11 protein-coding genes are annotated in these 16,802 nt (G+C 47.0%); 7 read left to right on the top strand and 4 right to left on the bottom strand.

What is annotated here, in order from left to right:
* Positions 1-295 precede the first annotated feature (295 nt).
* Positions 296-2,470: a serine hydrolase gene (locus AMS66_RS15495; protein ID WP_053781673.1), complete on the top strand. Its 2,175-nt coding sequence runs from the start codon at positions 296-298 to the stop codon at positions 2,468-2,470.
* 314 nt (positions 2,471-2,784) lie between these two features.
* On the opposite strand, the gene AMS66_RS15490 is transcribed toward AMS66_RS15495, so the two are convergent.
* Together AMS66_RS15490 and AMS66_RS15485 are read right to left on the bottom strand one after the other, a co-directional pair.
* A complete protein-coding gene (locus AMS66_RS15490) occupies positions 2,785-3,840 on the bottom strand; it encodes a hypothetical protein (protein ID WP_053781672.1) in 1,056 nt (351 codons plus the stop codon).
* Complete coding sequence (locus AMS66_RS15485; RefSeq protein ID WP_053781671.1) at positions 3,840-5,675, bottom strand: HSP90 family protein; 1,836 nt, start codon at positions 5,673-5,675, stop codon at positions 3,840-3,842. The genes AMS66_RS15490 and AMS66_RS15485 overlap by 1 nt, the downstream gene beginning before the upstream one ends.
* Positions 5,676-6,121: 446 nt before the next feature.
* Between AMS66_RS15485 and AMS66_RS15480 the strand changes: the two genes are divergently transcribed.
* The 4 genes from AMS66_RS15480 (at position 6,122) to AMS66_RS15465 (ending at position 11,191) form a co-directional block, all read left to right on the top strand.
* Positions 6,122-7,027 (top strand): ABC transporter ATP-binding protein, encoded by a 906-nt coding sequence (locus tag AMS66_RS15480; protein ID WP_053781670.1) that lies wholly within the window; start codon positions 6,122-6,124, stop codon positions 7,025-7,027.
* Positions 7,020-7,853 (top strand): ABC transporter permease subunit, encoded by an 834-nt coding sequence (locus AMS66_RS15475; protein ID WP_053781669.1) that lies wholly within the window; start codon positions 7,020-7,022, stop codon positions 7,851-7,853. Before AMS66_RS15480 ends, AMS66_RS15475 begins: the two co-directional genes overlap by 8 nt.
* Positions 7,854-8,089: 236 nt before the next feature.
* Positions 8,090-9,376: a DUF5050 domain-containing protein gene (locus tag AMS66_RS15470; RefSeq protein ID WP_053781668.1), complete on the top strand. Its 1,287-nt coding sequence runs from the start codon at positions 8,090-8,092 to the stop codon at positions 9,374-9,376.
* A gap of 186 nt (positions 9,377-9,562) precedes the next feature.
* Entirely contained in the window at positions 9,563-11,191 is a 1,629-nt protein-coding gene (locus AMS66_RS15465; RefSeq protein ID WP_160319695.1) for a helix-turn-helix domain-containing protein, read from the top strand.
* 120 nt (positions 11,192-11,311) lie between these two features.
* On the opposite strand, the gene AMS66_RS15460 is transcribed toward AMS66_RS15465, so the two are convergent.
* Positions 11,312-11,884 (bottom strand): GbsR/MarR family transcriptional regulator, encoded by a 573-nt coding sequence (locus AMS66_RS15460; RefSeq protein ID WP_053781666.1) that lies wholly within the window; start codon positions 11,882-11,884, stop codon positions 11,312-11,314.
* Between the two features lie 496 nt (positions 11,885-12,380).
* On the opposite strand from AMS66_RS15460, the gene AMS66_RS15455 reads away from it, so the two are divergent.
* On the top strand, positions 12,381-13,610 hold the full coding sequence (locus AMS66_RS15455) for a quaternary amine ABC transporter ATP-binding protein (protein WP_053781665.1): 1,230 nt from the start codon (positions 12,381-12,383) through the stop codon (positions 13,608-13,610).
* Positions 13,576-16,167, top strand: coding sequence for a glycine betaine ABC transporter substrate-binding protein (locus AMS66_RS15450; protein WP_053781664.1), 2,592 nt, complete (start codon positions 13,576-13,578; stop codon positions 16,165-16,167). The genes AMS66_RS15455 and AMS66_RS15450 overlap by 35 nt, the downstream gene beginning before the upstream one ends.
* A 312-nt stretch (positions 16,168-16,479) precedes the next feature.
* On the opposite strand, the gene AMS66_RS15445 is transcribed toward AMS66_RS15450, so the two are convergent.
* Complete coding sequence (locus tag AMS66_RS15445) at positions 16,480-16,692, bottom strand: immunity 17 family protein (protein ID WP_053781663.1); 213 nt, start codon at positions 16,690-16,692, stop codon at positions 16,480-16,482.
* Positions 16,693-16,802 lie beyond the last annotated feature (110 nt).

Below are 16,802 nucleotides of genomic sequence, written 5' to 3'. Positions count from 1 at the left end.
CATCCCCTCACTGGCTTATCCCATTGTGTAGTTACATACTTTACCACAATGGGATATACGCCGGATAACTCGAATTCTCTTCTTCTGTATTCAGACTTCTCTTCACCTACATTCGAAGCAGATCTGGCATGCCGAATGCAACTACACGATAATCCTGTAGCAAAGAATGATGTGCATGTTCCTCCCTGATCAGCAATTGGGCCTGGCTGCTACTATCTTGAAACCTTTCGTGCCAGTAATCAGTAATAAACAGGGAGAGTCATTTTACAAAATTTTCTTTAGAAGGAGCGTTTACATGCATTTATCCAATCGAAGCACCCGCTTCAGGCTCACCTCCCTAACCGGGGCGTTCATGGCGTTTGTCCTGTCACTCAGTCTATGGGCACCTGCCGTTCAGGCGGAGACCGCACCCGCTGCGGTCAATGAAAAGGGGAAAGCAACAGCACTGACTACTGAATCCGCTGCAGCTTTTCTCGATACATTTTTCGATTCCGCCGAAGCAAAGGCCCAGTATGTTGGTGCTTCCGTAGTTGTTGTCAAAGATGGAAAAGTCGTGGCAGAGAAAGGGTATGGATATTCCGATCTGGAGAGCAAAACGCCCGTTGATCCGAAAAATACCACCTTTCGTATCGCCTCGGTTTCCAAAACATTCACCTCAGCCGCTGTCATGCAGCTTGTGGAGCAAGGCAAGGTAGATTTGAAGGCTGATTTTCAGACCTATGTAAAAGGACTGGAATTCGATAATCCTTTTGACAAACCAGTAACGGTGGAGAATCTGCTCACACACACCACCGGATTCGAGATTCGCGACCCACAGCAGGAAGACATTCATAATGACTTCGATAAAAGCGTATCGATGGAGGATTATGCCAAGTTACATATGCCACCTGTCGTTCGAGAACCTGGTAGCGCCTACATGTACGACAACTTCTCCTTCCTGCTGCTTGGCATGATTGTGGAGAATGTCAGCGGCGAGCCGTTCGAAACGTATATGCAGCAGCATATCTTCAAACCTCTGGGTATGGATAACAGCAGCTTTATGCTGAACGGCAAGTTCAAAAACCAACTTGCAACAGCCTATGATGCGGCTCATAATCCACTTGGCCTGTATACCCTTTCCCCAACACCTATGCCTCAAGGCGGCATGCTCTCAACGGCAGAGGATATCGGGAATTTCATGATTGCTTTCCTGAATGATGGTGTGAAGGATAACGAACGAATTTGGAAAGAATCTACGGTAAAAAGTATGGAACAATACCGTTCTTCCATTCATCCGCTGCTACCAAATACCACTTATGGATTCGAAGCTGCTTTTCAGCTTCCCGGTGCAGGCAGCAGTTCCAAAATTATTACCAAAGCTGGCGACCTAATCGGTTTTAGCTCTTATCTCTTCCTTATACCTGAGCAAAACACAGGTGTCTTCCTTACCTACAACCAGACGGGAGCACTTCGCAATTTCTTCTACCCGGCCTTTATCCAAACGTTCTTCCCGCAATATGCGGAGCCGGTCAAGTTCAAGGAATATACGCCTAAATCTGCGGATGAGCTGCAACGCTTCGCTGGGCTTTACGCGGATCTGCGACTGAGCACCATTGTCAGCTCCCTGAAAGATGGCGGCAAAGAACCCGGAAAATTAAGCATTTCCGACGTCTTCCTCGGCCCACGTACCCTGACTCAGGTTGAAGAAAATCTCTTCAAGGATGAGTTAACAGGCCAGTTCACGGCGTTCAAGGAGAATGCTGATGGAACCATCTATATGAAAGAACCTTATCTTAACCCAATGGGCTATGAGAAAAAAGGGCAAAAGCCTCAAGGTTTCCGGGATGTTCGTGAGAACAGCCCTTATGCTGAAGCCATCTATGGATTACAGTCGCTTGGATACTATACCAATGATGCAAGTGAAGCTTTCCAACCCAAAAATGCCGTTACACGGGCTGAATTCATTGAGGACGTCCTTAAAATGAGCGGGCTGAAAGCCAGCAAAACGACGCCACCTGCGGATACCGACTGGGCAACTCACCCTGCTGCCGGTTACATTCAGCTAGGTTATGAATCTGGCATGATCACGGGTGCGGATGAGAAACAGTTCAAACCGGATCAGGTCATCACCCGTCAGGAAGCCATGGTGATGATCTGGAGAACTCTCCAGCTGCAATATCCGAACGAACTGTTCGAGGATGTGAAGCTGGCCGGGCAGACAGATGCCTGGGCTGTGCCTGCGATCCAAATGATGGTTAAGCTCGGCATTCACGGTCCTGAAGTGAAGGTGCTGGACGACGGATCAGTCGACTTCCTTTCACGCAAACCCCTGATCCGCCAGGAAGAAGCAGCAATTATGTACCAACTGTTTACACAGCCAACTGACAAGATCGTAGCTGATCTGATGACAAACCAGCCTCCAACGGAGCCTTTAACAGATGTGGAACCTACCGAAGATACAACCGCGCCTGCAACTGTGACTCCTGAATAACCTGAATAAAAACTTATATTCACGGTAGAAAAAATGATAAACAGGCTTGTTCAAAGGAGAATAACCCTCCTTCTGAACAAGCCTGTTTTGGTTAGATGCGATGACCGTTTGGAGTACCCTGCTATGCATACGATATTATCCGAGTGGTCTTCACTTTGTGATCACGTTTTGAAGAAATCCAATGGTATATAACAAACTCAGTACACGCTATCCGGTGGAATTCCACCATCTCAGGGTTGTAATGAAACTTAGCAGCATAATACTGGCTGATAAGGTGTGGTCAGTTCCTAGCGCAGTTTAGTAGAATAAACTAACTATACCTCGCTCAACATGGAAGAGACATGTTGATTGCCATTTCGTCGATCATATTTGTCTGCGGCTGATTTGGCATACGCCGCAAAATAATCGGCCAGTTTATGCAAATCTCCCGGATCTCCTTCATAAGGGAATGAAGCAGGAAGCCGCAATCGGTATCCTGGAGATTCATCAGCCCAGCGGCGTAACAGTTGTGCTGCTCTGGCATAGAACATCATTTTGGCAAACGGATCTTCATGATCCATCGCGAGCACCAGACTTTCTTCCAGTACATCAATACCCTTTGCCGGGTTTGTGCGTGCAAGGTAATCCATCTGCTCGGCAAAGCTCTGCACAAAATCATTATGTCCTTTGATCATGCGGTAGCCTTTGGGCTGATGTTTGTCAGCTTCATCCATCTTTCCAAGTCGGTATAATGGCATCAAAATCTCCGATAAGGTCAAGTGTGGAATTTCCGCACAACTCATCCGCCCTTTCAAAATGGGCTTCGCCGCTTCCAGTACCTTCTCATTATCTCCAACAAGTATCCAGTAACGCATAATCTCGTCCTGCTCACAGGCTTCGCAATCACTCATAAAGTCACGATCCATACTTCGGAACTTCGTATAGCTGTTTCCAGCCTCCTCCAAATCCCCAAGATCCATGGATATGCGGAACCGATAATACCAATACGAACGCTCGCTGTACCCGAATGACTTAAAACGACGTCCAAAGTCCTCCAGCAGCTCCATCATTTTATCGCGAGATACTTCCGGAAAACTGGATAACTCGCCCAAAATCCATTTATACGACCACATTAACGTTTCTTCGTCATAGCGTTCAGGCTGTTGATCAAACTTGCCCAGCTGCCAAGAAAAAGCAATCAGTGCTTTCATCGGATAACCGCAGAATGTCGCAGTCTCCACGATCTCCGAACGCGCTTCGTACGCTTCCTCCTCCATGCCGTTCACATCGGCTACTCTTGCCGCTTCCTCCAGCATGCCCAGCTTCGCTGTTCCATTAGGAAGGCCATAGGCCTCATCCATCAAATCCTCAAAGTCCATTTCGGTCTTCATCAGGCATCCCCCTTACGATCTGTATTTGCACGCAAACCCCAATCTATAAACCGAACGATACCCTGATTGAGCACCTCAAGCTCCTGCCGATTCATTGCATAATGCCCCATCATCAACGCGTTGACATACAACATCTCAATGGCAATCGGCGTCATTTGGGCATCTGGTGAAGTCAGGACCCGCTGAATAATTGGATTGCTGATGTTTAGGTACAGGGTCGAATAACCTGCTGAACTAATGCCGGATGACAATGATCCAAGGACGGAAGAGAACAACTCTGTACTCTCCTCACTTGCTTTTTCCAATGCACGCAGCGTAGAAGATTCCTGCGAGAGCGTGAACAGCACCGGCAAATCGGCTGGCTTGAAACCCTTGACCTCTGCACGGCAGCGGAAACGTTGCAAAGCAGAATCAGCGAGGCGCAAGGCATCATAATACTGATTCCGTTCAGCCGGCGGCACGTCGGTGAAACTCATGGATACTTCATCTGGCTGTAATCGTTCCGTCTGTGCATGCTGCACCGCCAATGGCAGCATGGCCATCAAATCGCTGTCGTAGATGTATCCACCGTTAATGACCAGCATCGATTGGGCTGAAGCGACATGATGAATCTGACGATACTCATCCACCGTGGTAGTGAAGTACAACGTCTCTCCCTCACTCATCAGCTCGCCCAGTTCCCGATGACCGCGGGTGCTTTCAAACGGCAGCCAGCGGTGAATCATGGCATAGAACTCCTGATCCTGCACAGCCAGTGCCTTCATCGACAGCGCATGTAGGCGAATCAGCTTCTGCAGCCGCTCCGTCTGGCTCTCAGCCATGTCGGCCAATCCCTTACGAAGGGCATCGCCGAGCTCAAATCGTACGTCTTCCAGCTTTTCATTTTCATAAAAGTGTTCCCGCGAAGCCGTCGGTTGAAGCTCGTCTGTCCAGATCAGGCATTTCACGAAGAACGCCCAATCCGGCAAAATATTTTCTGCCTTCTCCGAGATCAGCATTCTCTTCAGATACACCCGATGGGAACGCTTGGCATTCAGATTGACTGCATGCGGCAAAACAAAGGCAATGCCCCCTGTACGACCTGAATCCGTCGTCAGTGGAATGAAATCTTGAAATTTCTCTCCAAGTAATCGTTCACCAAAAGCCAACACTTCCGCTCTGCGTCCACGTGCGAGTTCGGGCTCCATTAACCAAATCGGTGACTCGCTATTTACGATATGTTGAACACCGTCGCTATGCAGGATGACTGGATAAGGCAGTAGCGCTCCATAATAAAACAAGGCTTCCTGTACATATTCCGTTTCAAAATAATGAGCTGCATCCGGCGTACATCGCAGATACACTTTCGTTCCCGGAGACAATTGTGTCTCCAATTGCCGAATCGTATAGGTGCCATCAGGCTTGCCCCGCCACTCCATGGAAGGTCCACCCTTCGCGGATTGCGTCAGCATGACAATTTCATGACTCACCATGAAACAGGACAATAATCCGATTCCGAATCGCCCGATAAACGAAGTTTCTCCATCCAGCAACGCCTGCTGACCACGCTTGGATGATTGACCAATCATCGCGAGAAACTCATGGATATCCGCTTCCGTCAAGCCAATGCCGTTGTCCTCCACCATCATCGTACGTTGGTCACCCGTTCCGGTCAGTTCCACACGTACTTCACCCTGAAATCCCGGTTCCGCCTCTGTTCGAGCTGTAATGGCATCAGTCGCATTTTGCATTAGTTCACGCAAAAACACTTTGGGGCTGCTGTACAAATGGTTCGATAAAATCTGGATCATACCGCTCAGGTTTACCTGAAAGCGATACTCATTGGATGCTGTCATTTCGCTCACCTTCCTCTGGGTCCAAACACAACTGATGCTCCTAATTGAAGTGTTCATCTGATGTGTTAGACGAAATAGTTATGTAGTCACAAGAATGGAGACGTTCCATTGATGGATACGCCAAGTAACGACGTCAAACCGGCCTTGGCTAACCAAGACCGGCGTTAGATGAATATTCAGGCGTTCATAATATGTAAGAGGCCTTAAGTCTAATTACCACGTTATGGATGGCAATGAAACGGGATATTGCATCCTTTTAACCAGAATACATGGTATAGACCACAGTGAAAACAAACCTGAGACCCGATTTACCCGGACTTTAGGGTGAAGTTACTGCCTGTGTTTGGGACTAAAGACGGAGAAATTTTATTTTCCGGCCCATCATTTGAACGATATGGCTCTTCTGAACGTATAATCTCCAAACTCAGATCGGACGGTGAAGGAACATGATTGAAGTTCGCAACATTTCCAAGCAATTTAAAGTACATCAGGCACTGAACGATGTCAGCTTCACGGTTGAACAGGGTAGTGTTACCGGGCTGATTGGGCCCAACGGTTCGGGCAAAACCACCCTGATCCGTATTATGAACGGCGTTCTCGGCGCCTCGGGCGGGCAAGTACGAATTAACGGTCTGGACCCCTTCCATGAAACGGAGAACGTACTAGCTATATGCGGAACATTAACGGAGCAAAGTGGATTGTATGAAAATATGAGCGGACGGGACAACCTGATCTTTTTCGCTGAAGCTTTTGGTGTACAACATGCCAAAGCACGGATAGACGAGCTCGTGGAACTGTTCGAATTGCATGAATATCAACATCGAAAAGTGGGCACCTACAGCACAGGTATGAAGAAACGAGTAGGTCTAGCGCGAGTGCTTTTGCACCGCCCTTCCATTCTCTTTCTGGATGAGCCAACCAATGGGCTTGATCCGGACGGGATTCAGATGGTCCTCCGTATCATCCGTCGGCTAAATCAGGAGGAACAGATGACGATCCTTGTATCGTCTCACGTGTTATCCCAGCTATCAGCCGTATGTGACCGGTATATTTTTATGGAAAAGGGGCGCAAGGTTGAGGAAGGTACGGAGCAGGAAATCATCAACCGTTACCTAACTTCACCCCGAATTGAAGTTGAAGCGACCATGCCGAATGGATGGCAAACGGTAACAGGTTATACACCGGAGATGTTCTCCGCAAACAAAGCGGTATTCCAGCTTCAAAGCCGTGAAGATATTCCATTGCTACTGCGACAGCTGACCGAGCGTGGACAAGTCTATCAGGCCCGGATTACGGGCAGCGATCTGGAGAGTATTTATTTTGCCATAAGGGAGGCACACCATCATGAATAACCGACAAGCCATACGCGCACTTGTTCGCAAAGATATTCGAGCCATTACAGCCAGCGTGCAGCTCTGGCTGCCCATGTTGATCGTTCCGCTGGTTATCGGAATCATCATGCCTGGGATACTCATCTGGGCAGCCTCAAGGATGGAGCTTGCTTCCCTCGGCAATATGAGCTTCCTGCTTGATACGCTGGATAGCCTAACCCATGCCGGGCAGATTCCACAGCTCGCTTCGATGCCTACGGATAACCATCGTATTGTCTATTACCTGGCGTTGTACATGTTCGCACCGCTGTTTCTCATCATTCCGGTGATGGCATCCAGCATTCTGACGGCCAACAGCTTTGCAGGCGAGAAAGAGCGCAAGACCCTAGAAGGTCTTCTGTTCACTCCGATGAGTATGGATACTTTGTTTAAAGGCAAGGTGTTAGCAGCTCTTATTCCTTCTCTGTTATTATCCTGGATTACCTTCATTATCTACGGAATTATTGCCAATATCCTGATGTACCCCATGTTCGGAGCGTTGATGTTCCCCAATCTGAACTGGATCATTCTGGTTCTATGGGTTGTTCCAGCGTGCAGTCTCGTGGTCATTCTGTTGAATGTACTGATCTCGGCGAAGGTGCGTGGATTTCAGGAGGCCTATCAACTGGGAGGATTGGTCGTGATTCCATTGCTTGCGCTGATTGCCGGTCAGGCGAGCGGCATGCTGCTTATCAGTCCTCTCATGCTGATTTTAGTTGGAGCAGTGCTTCTGCTCATCAGTTTCGCTCTGCTTCGTCTGGTCACCTTGTGGAACAGCCGTCAGCAGCTCGCTGAAAGTCAGATTTAAGTTTCGCACCGCGTGCATCTCCTTGCGCGCGGTATATTGTTGTTTGCCGCAAGTCAGACGATAGGCTATGAGCATGCGCAGATGCCTTCCAGCGTGGGATTTTAATGAAATTCAATTTCATACCTGTTCATTTTATCCGACTGAGATGTATAACATATTTTCCATAGTTTACCGATATAACTTAAGGTGTTAAGGTATTTATTACATACATAACGAAGAAGGGTGACGATTGATTTATGAACAAATGGTTTACACGCATGCAACGCACGGTTTGCACCCTGCTGCTGTTTACACTGATCGCGGCAGCAATGCTTGGAGGCGGAGCCGGTGCTCATGCAGCTTCCCTCAGCCAAACTACGGTATATTATGATTCCGATGGTGTATTGTACAAAGTATCCGGTGACGGCAGTGGAACCACAGAGGTATTGCTTGATTTCGAAGGAGATGGCCTTGCTGCGGCGGGATCCTATCTCTATTACACCCGTTCCGAGTCTTCCACAACGCTGCTTCGCGTTCCCAATGACGGTTCCAGCGATTCGGCTGAAACGTATGCGACAGATGTGTTGAGCTACTTTACGGATAATGGGTTCATCTATTATATGGATTCCAAAGGAACGATCTATCGTGCAAATAGCAATAGCGAGGTTTCCGCTGCCACCAAAATTGCAGACAAAGCGGATACCGATTTCCCGCTACTCGCTGTAACGAAAGGCCGTGTATATTATAACGGGCTCGTTAATGGAAACCCCTGGATCGTTTCCAAAGCGTCCAACGGTAGCGGAGCCGTGCAGCGGATTGCTGCTGGCGCAGTAGAAAGTCGTTATTTTATGAATGCTGCCAAAAATGAACTGCAACTGATGGTTAACACTGACCCGTACGAGCAGTTTTACTCTACCAACGCCATTCTCATGTACAAGGTAAACTACAATACAGGCAAGGGTACAGCCGTTAATCCAAAAGCAAAGCTGGATGTTAACGCTGTCTATGCCGGCGGTTGGGGCAACAATCTTTATGTGTATAACAAAGGCATCAAGCTGGACAGCAACAAGGATTATAATTACTCAACAGGTAAAGCCTTTGCATTAACCACTTCCGGCAAAACACTTCAGATTCATAGTAAGAGCATCCGGGAGGTCAGTCCACTGGGTACGGATAAGGTTGTCGTTGTGGATGCAGACAAAAAGGCATATGCCAAAACCATCGCCGGAAACAAGGTATCCAAATCTGCCAACCTGAATTTGAACAGCGTTTCTTTCGTAACTGCACAGTTGACCAACGGAACATCAACGCTTGCATATCTATCCGGTACAAATGGTCTTTATTCCGTGAGCACAGCTCTCAAAGTAACCAAGCTTGCTGGAGAAGAATGGGCAACGTTCCAGCTTCATGACGATGTGCCAGGAATGTTCTACATTAACGCAAATGATCTCTATCGTCTGTATCATGTTCAAGCCAATGGCACTGGCAAAAAGGTGCTAAGCGACGTTTTCCTGGATGATATCCTGTTGGTCGTGCCACAATAACCCACGCATGTTGATAAAGGCTCATAGCCATCTCAACATTTTGTCCAAAATTAAGAGGATACCCCTGAAGCCACAACGGCTCTTGGTATCCTCTTTTTTCATGTCCAAAACTATTTTTCAAAAACATCTTCCATATGAGAATGATAATTGTTATCATTAAGAAAATAAGACAAAAGGATGGTCCGTATGACTGAACAGCTTCCCTTCATTTCTGAAACCTCATCTCTACCGCTCCTCTCTTCCATGTGCCGTGTACGGCGCGGGGAGCATTTCCGTATGCAAGGCAAGACGGTGTCCCGGCCCATGCTCTGTCTTATTTTACAAGGAGACGGTGTCCTGGTCCTCAACGATACGGTCTATACAGCCGAAGCCAATCAACTGTACGTTCTGAAGCCAGGAACAACGATTGAGGCGGCTGCACGCTCGGCTGTTACGGAGTTTATACTACTTAGCATGGATACGGTATGTCTACAGCAAGTGCGCGGTCAATGGAAAATGTCCTCCTCCTCTGGTTTCCCGCTGGATTGGGAGACAGGCAGACTGATGGTTCGCCATGACCAACAAGTCAGAGCACGATTTGAACAACTGGTTGAAGCTTATCGCGGCGTTCACCCCGATCACTTTATCAGTATACATAGCCAGCTCCACGAGCTTCTGCAGTATCTCTCGGAGAACCGGCTTGAAGAAAATTATGAGAAGGTTGATCCAGCGCTTGAACGCAGCATAATGTATATGAGACGATTCATGAGTGAAGGTATCAGCATGGATCAACTAGCCAAAATTGCCGGATTGACGCCAAGCTCATATTCTCGCAGTTTCAAGAAAGCCAAAGGCATGTCACCTACCGATTATCTGAATCGATTACGGATTGACGAGGCCAAAAAACAGCTCAAGCAAGAATCATGCGTACTCAAAGACGTCGCCGTATCTGTTGGTTATGGCAATGAATATTATTTTAGCCGCAAATTCAAACAAACCTTGGGGATCGCACCCAGCCTATATATGAAAAAAGATCAAATTCGCGTGGCTACGGCGTCCATGATTGGACTTCATGAGAACCTCTCTTCGCTCGGATTACATCCCGTAGCTACAATGGACGGATTCCATGATCGGGAGCTTGATGAAGTGGAGCAGCAACAGCGGCTAGCCTCACAATTGGAGAAATTACGTCAGGCCAAGCCGGACCTGATTATCGGTGACTTTTATCATAAGCCCTTTTACGATAAGCTCAAAAGTATTGCACCTACAGTTATCCTGGATCAGGCCCATGACTGGAAAGAAAATCACTTACGCTTGGCTGAACTGGTCGGACGGGAGCAACAGGCCTTGCAAAATTTCAAACAGCTGGAACTTCGCAACATGGACATCGGACTTCGTTTGAAGCACCACTTCGGGCAAGAACGTATTATGCTTATGCAGGTTACAAATCAGTCTATCCGGCTCCAGGAAAATGCCGAGCATCCATTACATCGCCTTATATACGGTGAACTGGGACTAAAGCCTGCGCAGATCATATCAATAGATTTAATGTCAGACGAGTATGCAGCAGATAGCATCCCCATGCTGGACACGGATCACCTGTTCATGAACCGCATCTCTAATTCACCTGCCAGTGAGAAACTGCTTCGGCGCATGAAACAAACTACCGCTTGGAATCGCTCTCCAGCCGTGCTGAAAGGTAATGTACATGATATATCCGATTGGTCCGTTCTATCCTGGACCCCAAGCGGACGCCATCAGATCATGGACGAACTGGAACAGATCGTACATCAACTTGTGACCTTATCCCATGTGGGGTTAATCGGACAATTGTAAAGGATACATCTAGATCAACCCTGTGTTTTTCTTTTTCTACATTATAAATGTACAAGTGCATAACTAACCAAGACAAAAGAGCCCTCTCCGATTCGGAAAGGGCCATTTGCGTTGCTGTTATTAATGTTCCTTGATCTCTTCTTTCGGAACCAGTTTGTATATTTCCTCATCTTCCATGGTATCAATCAAGCGATCCAACCATTTGTAATAGGCCTCTGCTTGAAGCACCTTATGCTTGTCTTCCCTAAGAATATGAAGAAGTTCAGCATCTGCTTGTTCATCCAGATCAGAAATCAGACGATTCATTTCTTCAATGGATTTGCGCAGTACCTGAAGGTTACTCTCCACGGCTTTTCTCCATTTAATAACAAAATAATCCGTAAACGTCTGATGCCAGTCATACTCCACTTCATATAGGTCTTTCCGGGAGCCTTTGCTCCATACTTTATTTACCATTTTTAGATCCAGCAGTGTACGTACGCCGGTACTCATGCTCGTTTTGCTCATTTCCATTTCCCGTCCCATATCGTCAAGGGTCATAGGTTTGTCTGCAAAAAAAAGCAATCCATATAAGTGTCCCGTGGACAGCGTAACGCCGTAGAGATCCATATTACGCCCAATGGCTTCAATGACGCGTTTACGGATTCTAAGAACGGTTGCCTGCTGTTCCTCTTGTAAATGGTCCAAGCTCATGCTTGCAACCTCCATTCTGAACATTCCCAGTCTCGGCAAAATAATTGCAACTGTTTAAGATCCGGCTTACATGGGAACGTATCCGGCAGGACATCCTATATGCCAACGGGCTTTAGGTTACCCAATGTATATCATGGGAGCTTACCAAGTTGCAAACGCCTACGACTATCTTTTAACCAAAAGAAAGTGCTTAGATTCAGCACATTTTCTATTGTAGGAAAAGCGATATCAAATGTAAAGGTATCTTATTAGCCAGAATAAGGAGAATGACGGAGCATATGGACGGAAAACTTTGTACAGTTTTTACTGTACAAACATTATGTACTGTTTATTCGGTTGCTATACGGGTTAAGTATTGTTAGAATACAAAACGTTACCCAGAAAGACGGGAAGCGAAGCAACGATTACCGGATTTCGTGGCTGGGCGCACAAGTGTATGGGCTTGTGGATGCTGAAAGCCGTTCGAAGTGCACAACACATCAGAAGGGGTGAAAACATGACCATACTTGAAGTAAAGAATGTAAGTAAACTGTTTGGCCCCCAAACCGAGCAAGGTCTGCAATTACTGGAGCAAGGTTGGGGTAAAGAAAAGTTGGCCAAAGAAAAACAGATAACGGTTGGTGTCAACCGGGTCAACATGGAAATTCAGGAAGGTGAAATTTTCGTCATCATGGGACTGTCCGGAAGTGGTAAGTCTACACTTGTTCGAATGTTCAATCGTCTGATTGAACCGACATCCGGAGAGATTCTTGTCCATGGTAAAGATTTACGCAAAATGAACAAAGAACAATTGCGCGAAGTGCGTCGGAAAACGATCAGCATGGTATTCCAGAAGTTTGCGTTATTCCCGCACCGTACCGTTCTTGATAATGTGGAGTATGGGCTCGAAGTTCAAAAGGTTGATAAAGATGAACGTCGGGAAAAAGCAAAAACGTCGCTTGAACTGGTTGGCCTTAAAGGCTGGGAAGATAAAATGCCGGATGAGTTGAGTGGCGGTATGCAGCAACGTGTAGGTTTGGCCCGTGCGCTGGCCAATGACCCGGAAGTTCTGTTAATGGACGAAGCATTCAGTGCACTTGATCCACTGATTCGACGTGATATGCAGGATGAGCTGATTGAGCTTCAGGATAAAATGAAAAAGACCATTATTTTCATTACCCATGACTTGGACGAAGCGCTGCGCATCGGCGATCGTATTGCCCTCATGAAGGACGGCGCAGTCGTGCAGATCGGTACTCCGGAAGAAATCATGATTCAACCGGCCAACTCATATGTGGCCCGCTTCGTCGAAGACGTGGACTTGTCCAAGGTCCTAACTGCAGCTCATGTTATGCGACGTCCTGAAACGATTACTCTTGACCGTGGCCCTCGTGTTGCCCTCGAATTAATGCGCGAACGTGGTATTTCCAACCTGTTTGTCATTGACCGTTCGATCAAACTGCTTGGTGTCATTACAGCCGAAGATGCAACCCGTGCGATGCGCGAAAACAAAGTATTGAACGACATTCTGATCACGGACGGACCGACTGTGTCGCCTGAAACCCTGATTCATGAATTGTTCGAAATTGTAAGTTCAGCCCATGTGCCGCTCGCTGTTGTTGGCGAAACTGGCCGTCTGCAAGGTGTTATCGTCCGCGGTGCCCTGCTTGGAGCACTAAGCGGTGAAGTTGCAGTAAAGGAGGAACTTGCGAATGATTCCCAAAATACCACTAGCATCGTGGATTGAAGCGATTGTTGACTGGATGAGCTCCTCGCTCTCCGGATTATTTAAAGTCATTTCTGTTGTTATTCAGGATGTTGTCGGATTTTTCTCCGGGCTGTTCATGCTCCCGCATCCGCTCCTGTTTATTGTAATACTTGGTGTACTGGCCTATCTAGTCGGACGCATACCATTAACCCTGTTTACAGTTATCGGTTTCTTGCTTGTAGATAACCTCGGGTACTGGTCCCAATCGATGGATACACTGGGTCTCGTTATTACGTCAGGCTTGATCTCGATCCTGATCGGTGTACCTGTCGGTATCTGGCTCGCATACAGCAAAACCGCAGCCCGCATTATTACACCGCTGCTGGACTTTATGCAGACCATGCCTGCATTTGTCTACTTGCTGCCAGCGGTAACCTTCTTCAGCCTTGGTGTGGTTCCCGGTGTTATCGCGTCCGTTATATTCGCGATTCCGCCAACGATACGTTTGACTCACCTCGGAATCAGACAGGTATCTAGCGAATTGGTGGAAGCTGCCGATGCTTTTGGTTCAACTTCCATGCAAAAATTGTTCAAAGTACAGCTTCCACTTGCATTGCCTACCGTAATGTCAGGGATTAACCAGACCATCATGCTGTCGCTGTCCATGGTTGTTATTGCTTCCATGATCGGTGCACAGGGTATTGGTGCGGAAGTCTATCGTGCTGTAACACAGTTGCAGATTGGTAAAGGTTTTGAAGCAGGTTTGGCTGTCGTGGTACTGGCAATCGTGCTTGACCGTTTCACTCAAAATCTGTTTATGCCAGGACGTAAAAAGAGCTCCCGGTTCTCAACGAAACAAAAAGCCTGGATCACTGCTGCAGCAACACTGGTTGTGCTCGTAGCTGGTTTTTCACAATACTTCATTGGTGGAAATAGTAATTCTGCCGGAGGTAACAACACACCAGCTAATGCTGTAGGTGAAGAAGTCAATTATCAAATCATTGGTATTGACCCGGGTGCAGGCATTATGAAGTCCACTGCTAAAGCCATCGAAGATTATCATCTGACGGACTGGACTCTTATTGAAGGATCTGGTGCAGCGATGACTGCCACACTGGACAAAGCCATTAAAGCCGAACAACCGATCATTATTACAGGCTGGACTCCACACTGGATGTTCAACAAATATGATCTGAAATATTTGGATGATCCCGAAAAATCTTTTGGTGATGCAGAAGAAATTCACACCATCGGACGTAAAGGCTTGAAAGAGGATCACCCGGTTGCTTATGAATTCCTGTCCCGATTCCAATGGACATCCGATGATATGGGCGAAATGATGAGTGCCATCCAGAGTGGTACATCACCAGAAGAAGCCGCAAAAGACTATGCTGAGAAACATGCAGACCAGATTGACGAATGGACCAAAGGTCTGACGCCAGTTAACGGTGATGCATTTAAACTTAGCTATGTAGCCTGGGATTCCGAGATCGCAAGTACCAACCTGTTGAAATATGTCATGGAAAGCAAACTTGGCTATAAAGTTAACGCCCTGCAAGTTGAAGCTGGACCCATGTGGACGGGTGTCGCCTCAGGCGACGTAGATGCCTCTCCAGCAGCTTGGCTGCCATTGACTCACGCTGACTACTGGGAACGCTACAAGGACCAGGTGGATGATCTGGGTGCCAATATGACCGGTGTACGCACAGGTCTCGTTGTTCCTGCGTATATGACAGACGTTAATTCGATTGCTGACCTGGAAACAGGTGCTTCTTCCTCTACTCCATCAGCGAGTGCCGATGTGGGAAATGAAGTGAATCACCAAATTATCGGTATCGATCCAGGTGCCGGAATTATGAAATCTACAGCGAGCGCTATTGAGAAATACGGTTTGTCTGACTGGAAACTGGTTGAAGGTTCAGGAGCGGCAATGACAGCTACACTGGATAAAGCCGTTAAGAATAAGGAACCGGTTATCGTTACCGGTTGGACACCGCATTGGATGTTCAACGCATATGACCTGAAATACCTGGACGATCCGGAAGGCGTCTACGGTGAAGCAGAACAAATTCATACCATTGCCCGCAAAGGGTTAAAAGAAGACAAACCTGTCGCTTATGAATTCTTGGATCGCTTCTCCTGGACACCTGAAGACATGGGTGAAATCATGGTCGCCATTCAAGACGGTGATGATCCCCAAAAAGCCGCAGCAGCTTTTGCCGAGAAGCATAGTGACAAAGTAGCTGAATGGACCAAAGGTCTGACCCCGGTGAATGGAGATACAATTAAACTGAGTTACGTAGCCTGGGACTCCGAGATTGCAAGTACGAACTTGCTGGAGTACATTCTCAAAGAAAAACTGGGTTACAAAGTAACCTCCCTGCAGGTAGAGATTGGTCCAATGTGGACCGGTATCGCCAACGGTGATGTGGATGCAACTCCAGCCGCATGGTTGCCGCTCACCTCTGCCGATTATTTCAACAAGTATAAGGATCAGATCGTTGATCTCGGTCCAAATATGGACGGTGCCAAAACAGGTTTGGTTGTACCAACCTATATGGACATCAATTCCATTGAAGATTTAAAAGATAATTAAACCAGATTGAGATGGATAAACCTGAATTTGGTAAAAAGCCCACCGAAATTTTTTCGGTGGGCTTTTTTAGTTGAGTTCCTTAGAAAATCGTCTACCCATTCTCCAGGATAAGTAGACTTGGGCTTCAAGACTTTTCAAAACGCTAACCTTCATCATCATTTAGCTTGCCTGAATTGAATTTAAGGACACACCCTAATTAACTTTGAAAATCTCAAGGATAAAGCTAAACATACTAATCGTTACTTTCTACATTAAAGGCTGTGAAACTGAATTATGTACGCAGGCTCTGCACCTTTCTTTTCTTTTCTACGTTTACCCAATCAGCAACAATAGTACGCCAATGGTAATCAGCACAATTCCCAGAATACCATACACCACTCTTGCACCCTGGCGTCCAATTGTTTTCACAAAGAGACCTGCTCTAAAACTCTTCATAAACCAATCCCAATTGTTGATCCCACCCAACAAACTGAAAATCCCTGCGGCAATAGCCAGTAGTGCGATTAAAACCGGTTGATCTTGCATACTTAACACTCCTTCATTATAATCCTGTCTACTATACCTTCCTCTGGTGAAAATTAACAGTCATTAATTAGTAAAAAAACGGCTTGCAGATGAGAGTCTGCAAGCCGTTT

The organism is Paenibacillus xylanivorans (assembly GCF_001280595.1).
Taxonomy (GTDB): domain Bacteria; phylum Bacillota; class Bacilli; order Paenibacillales; family Paenibacillaceae; genus Paenibacillus; species Paenibacillus xylanivorans.
Note: the sequence above shows the minus strand (reverse complement) of the source record. Positions and strands in the feature narration are given on the sequence as shown.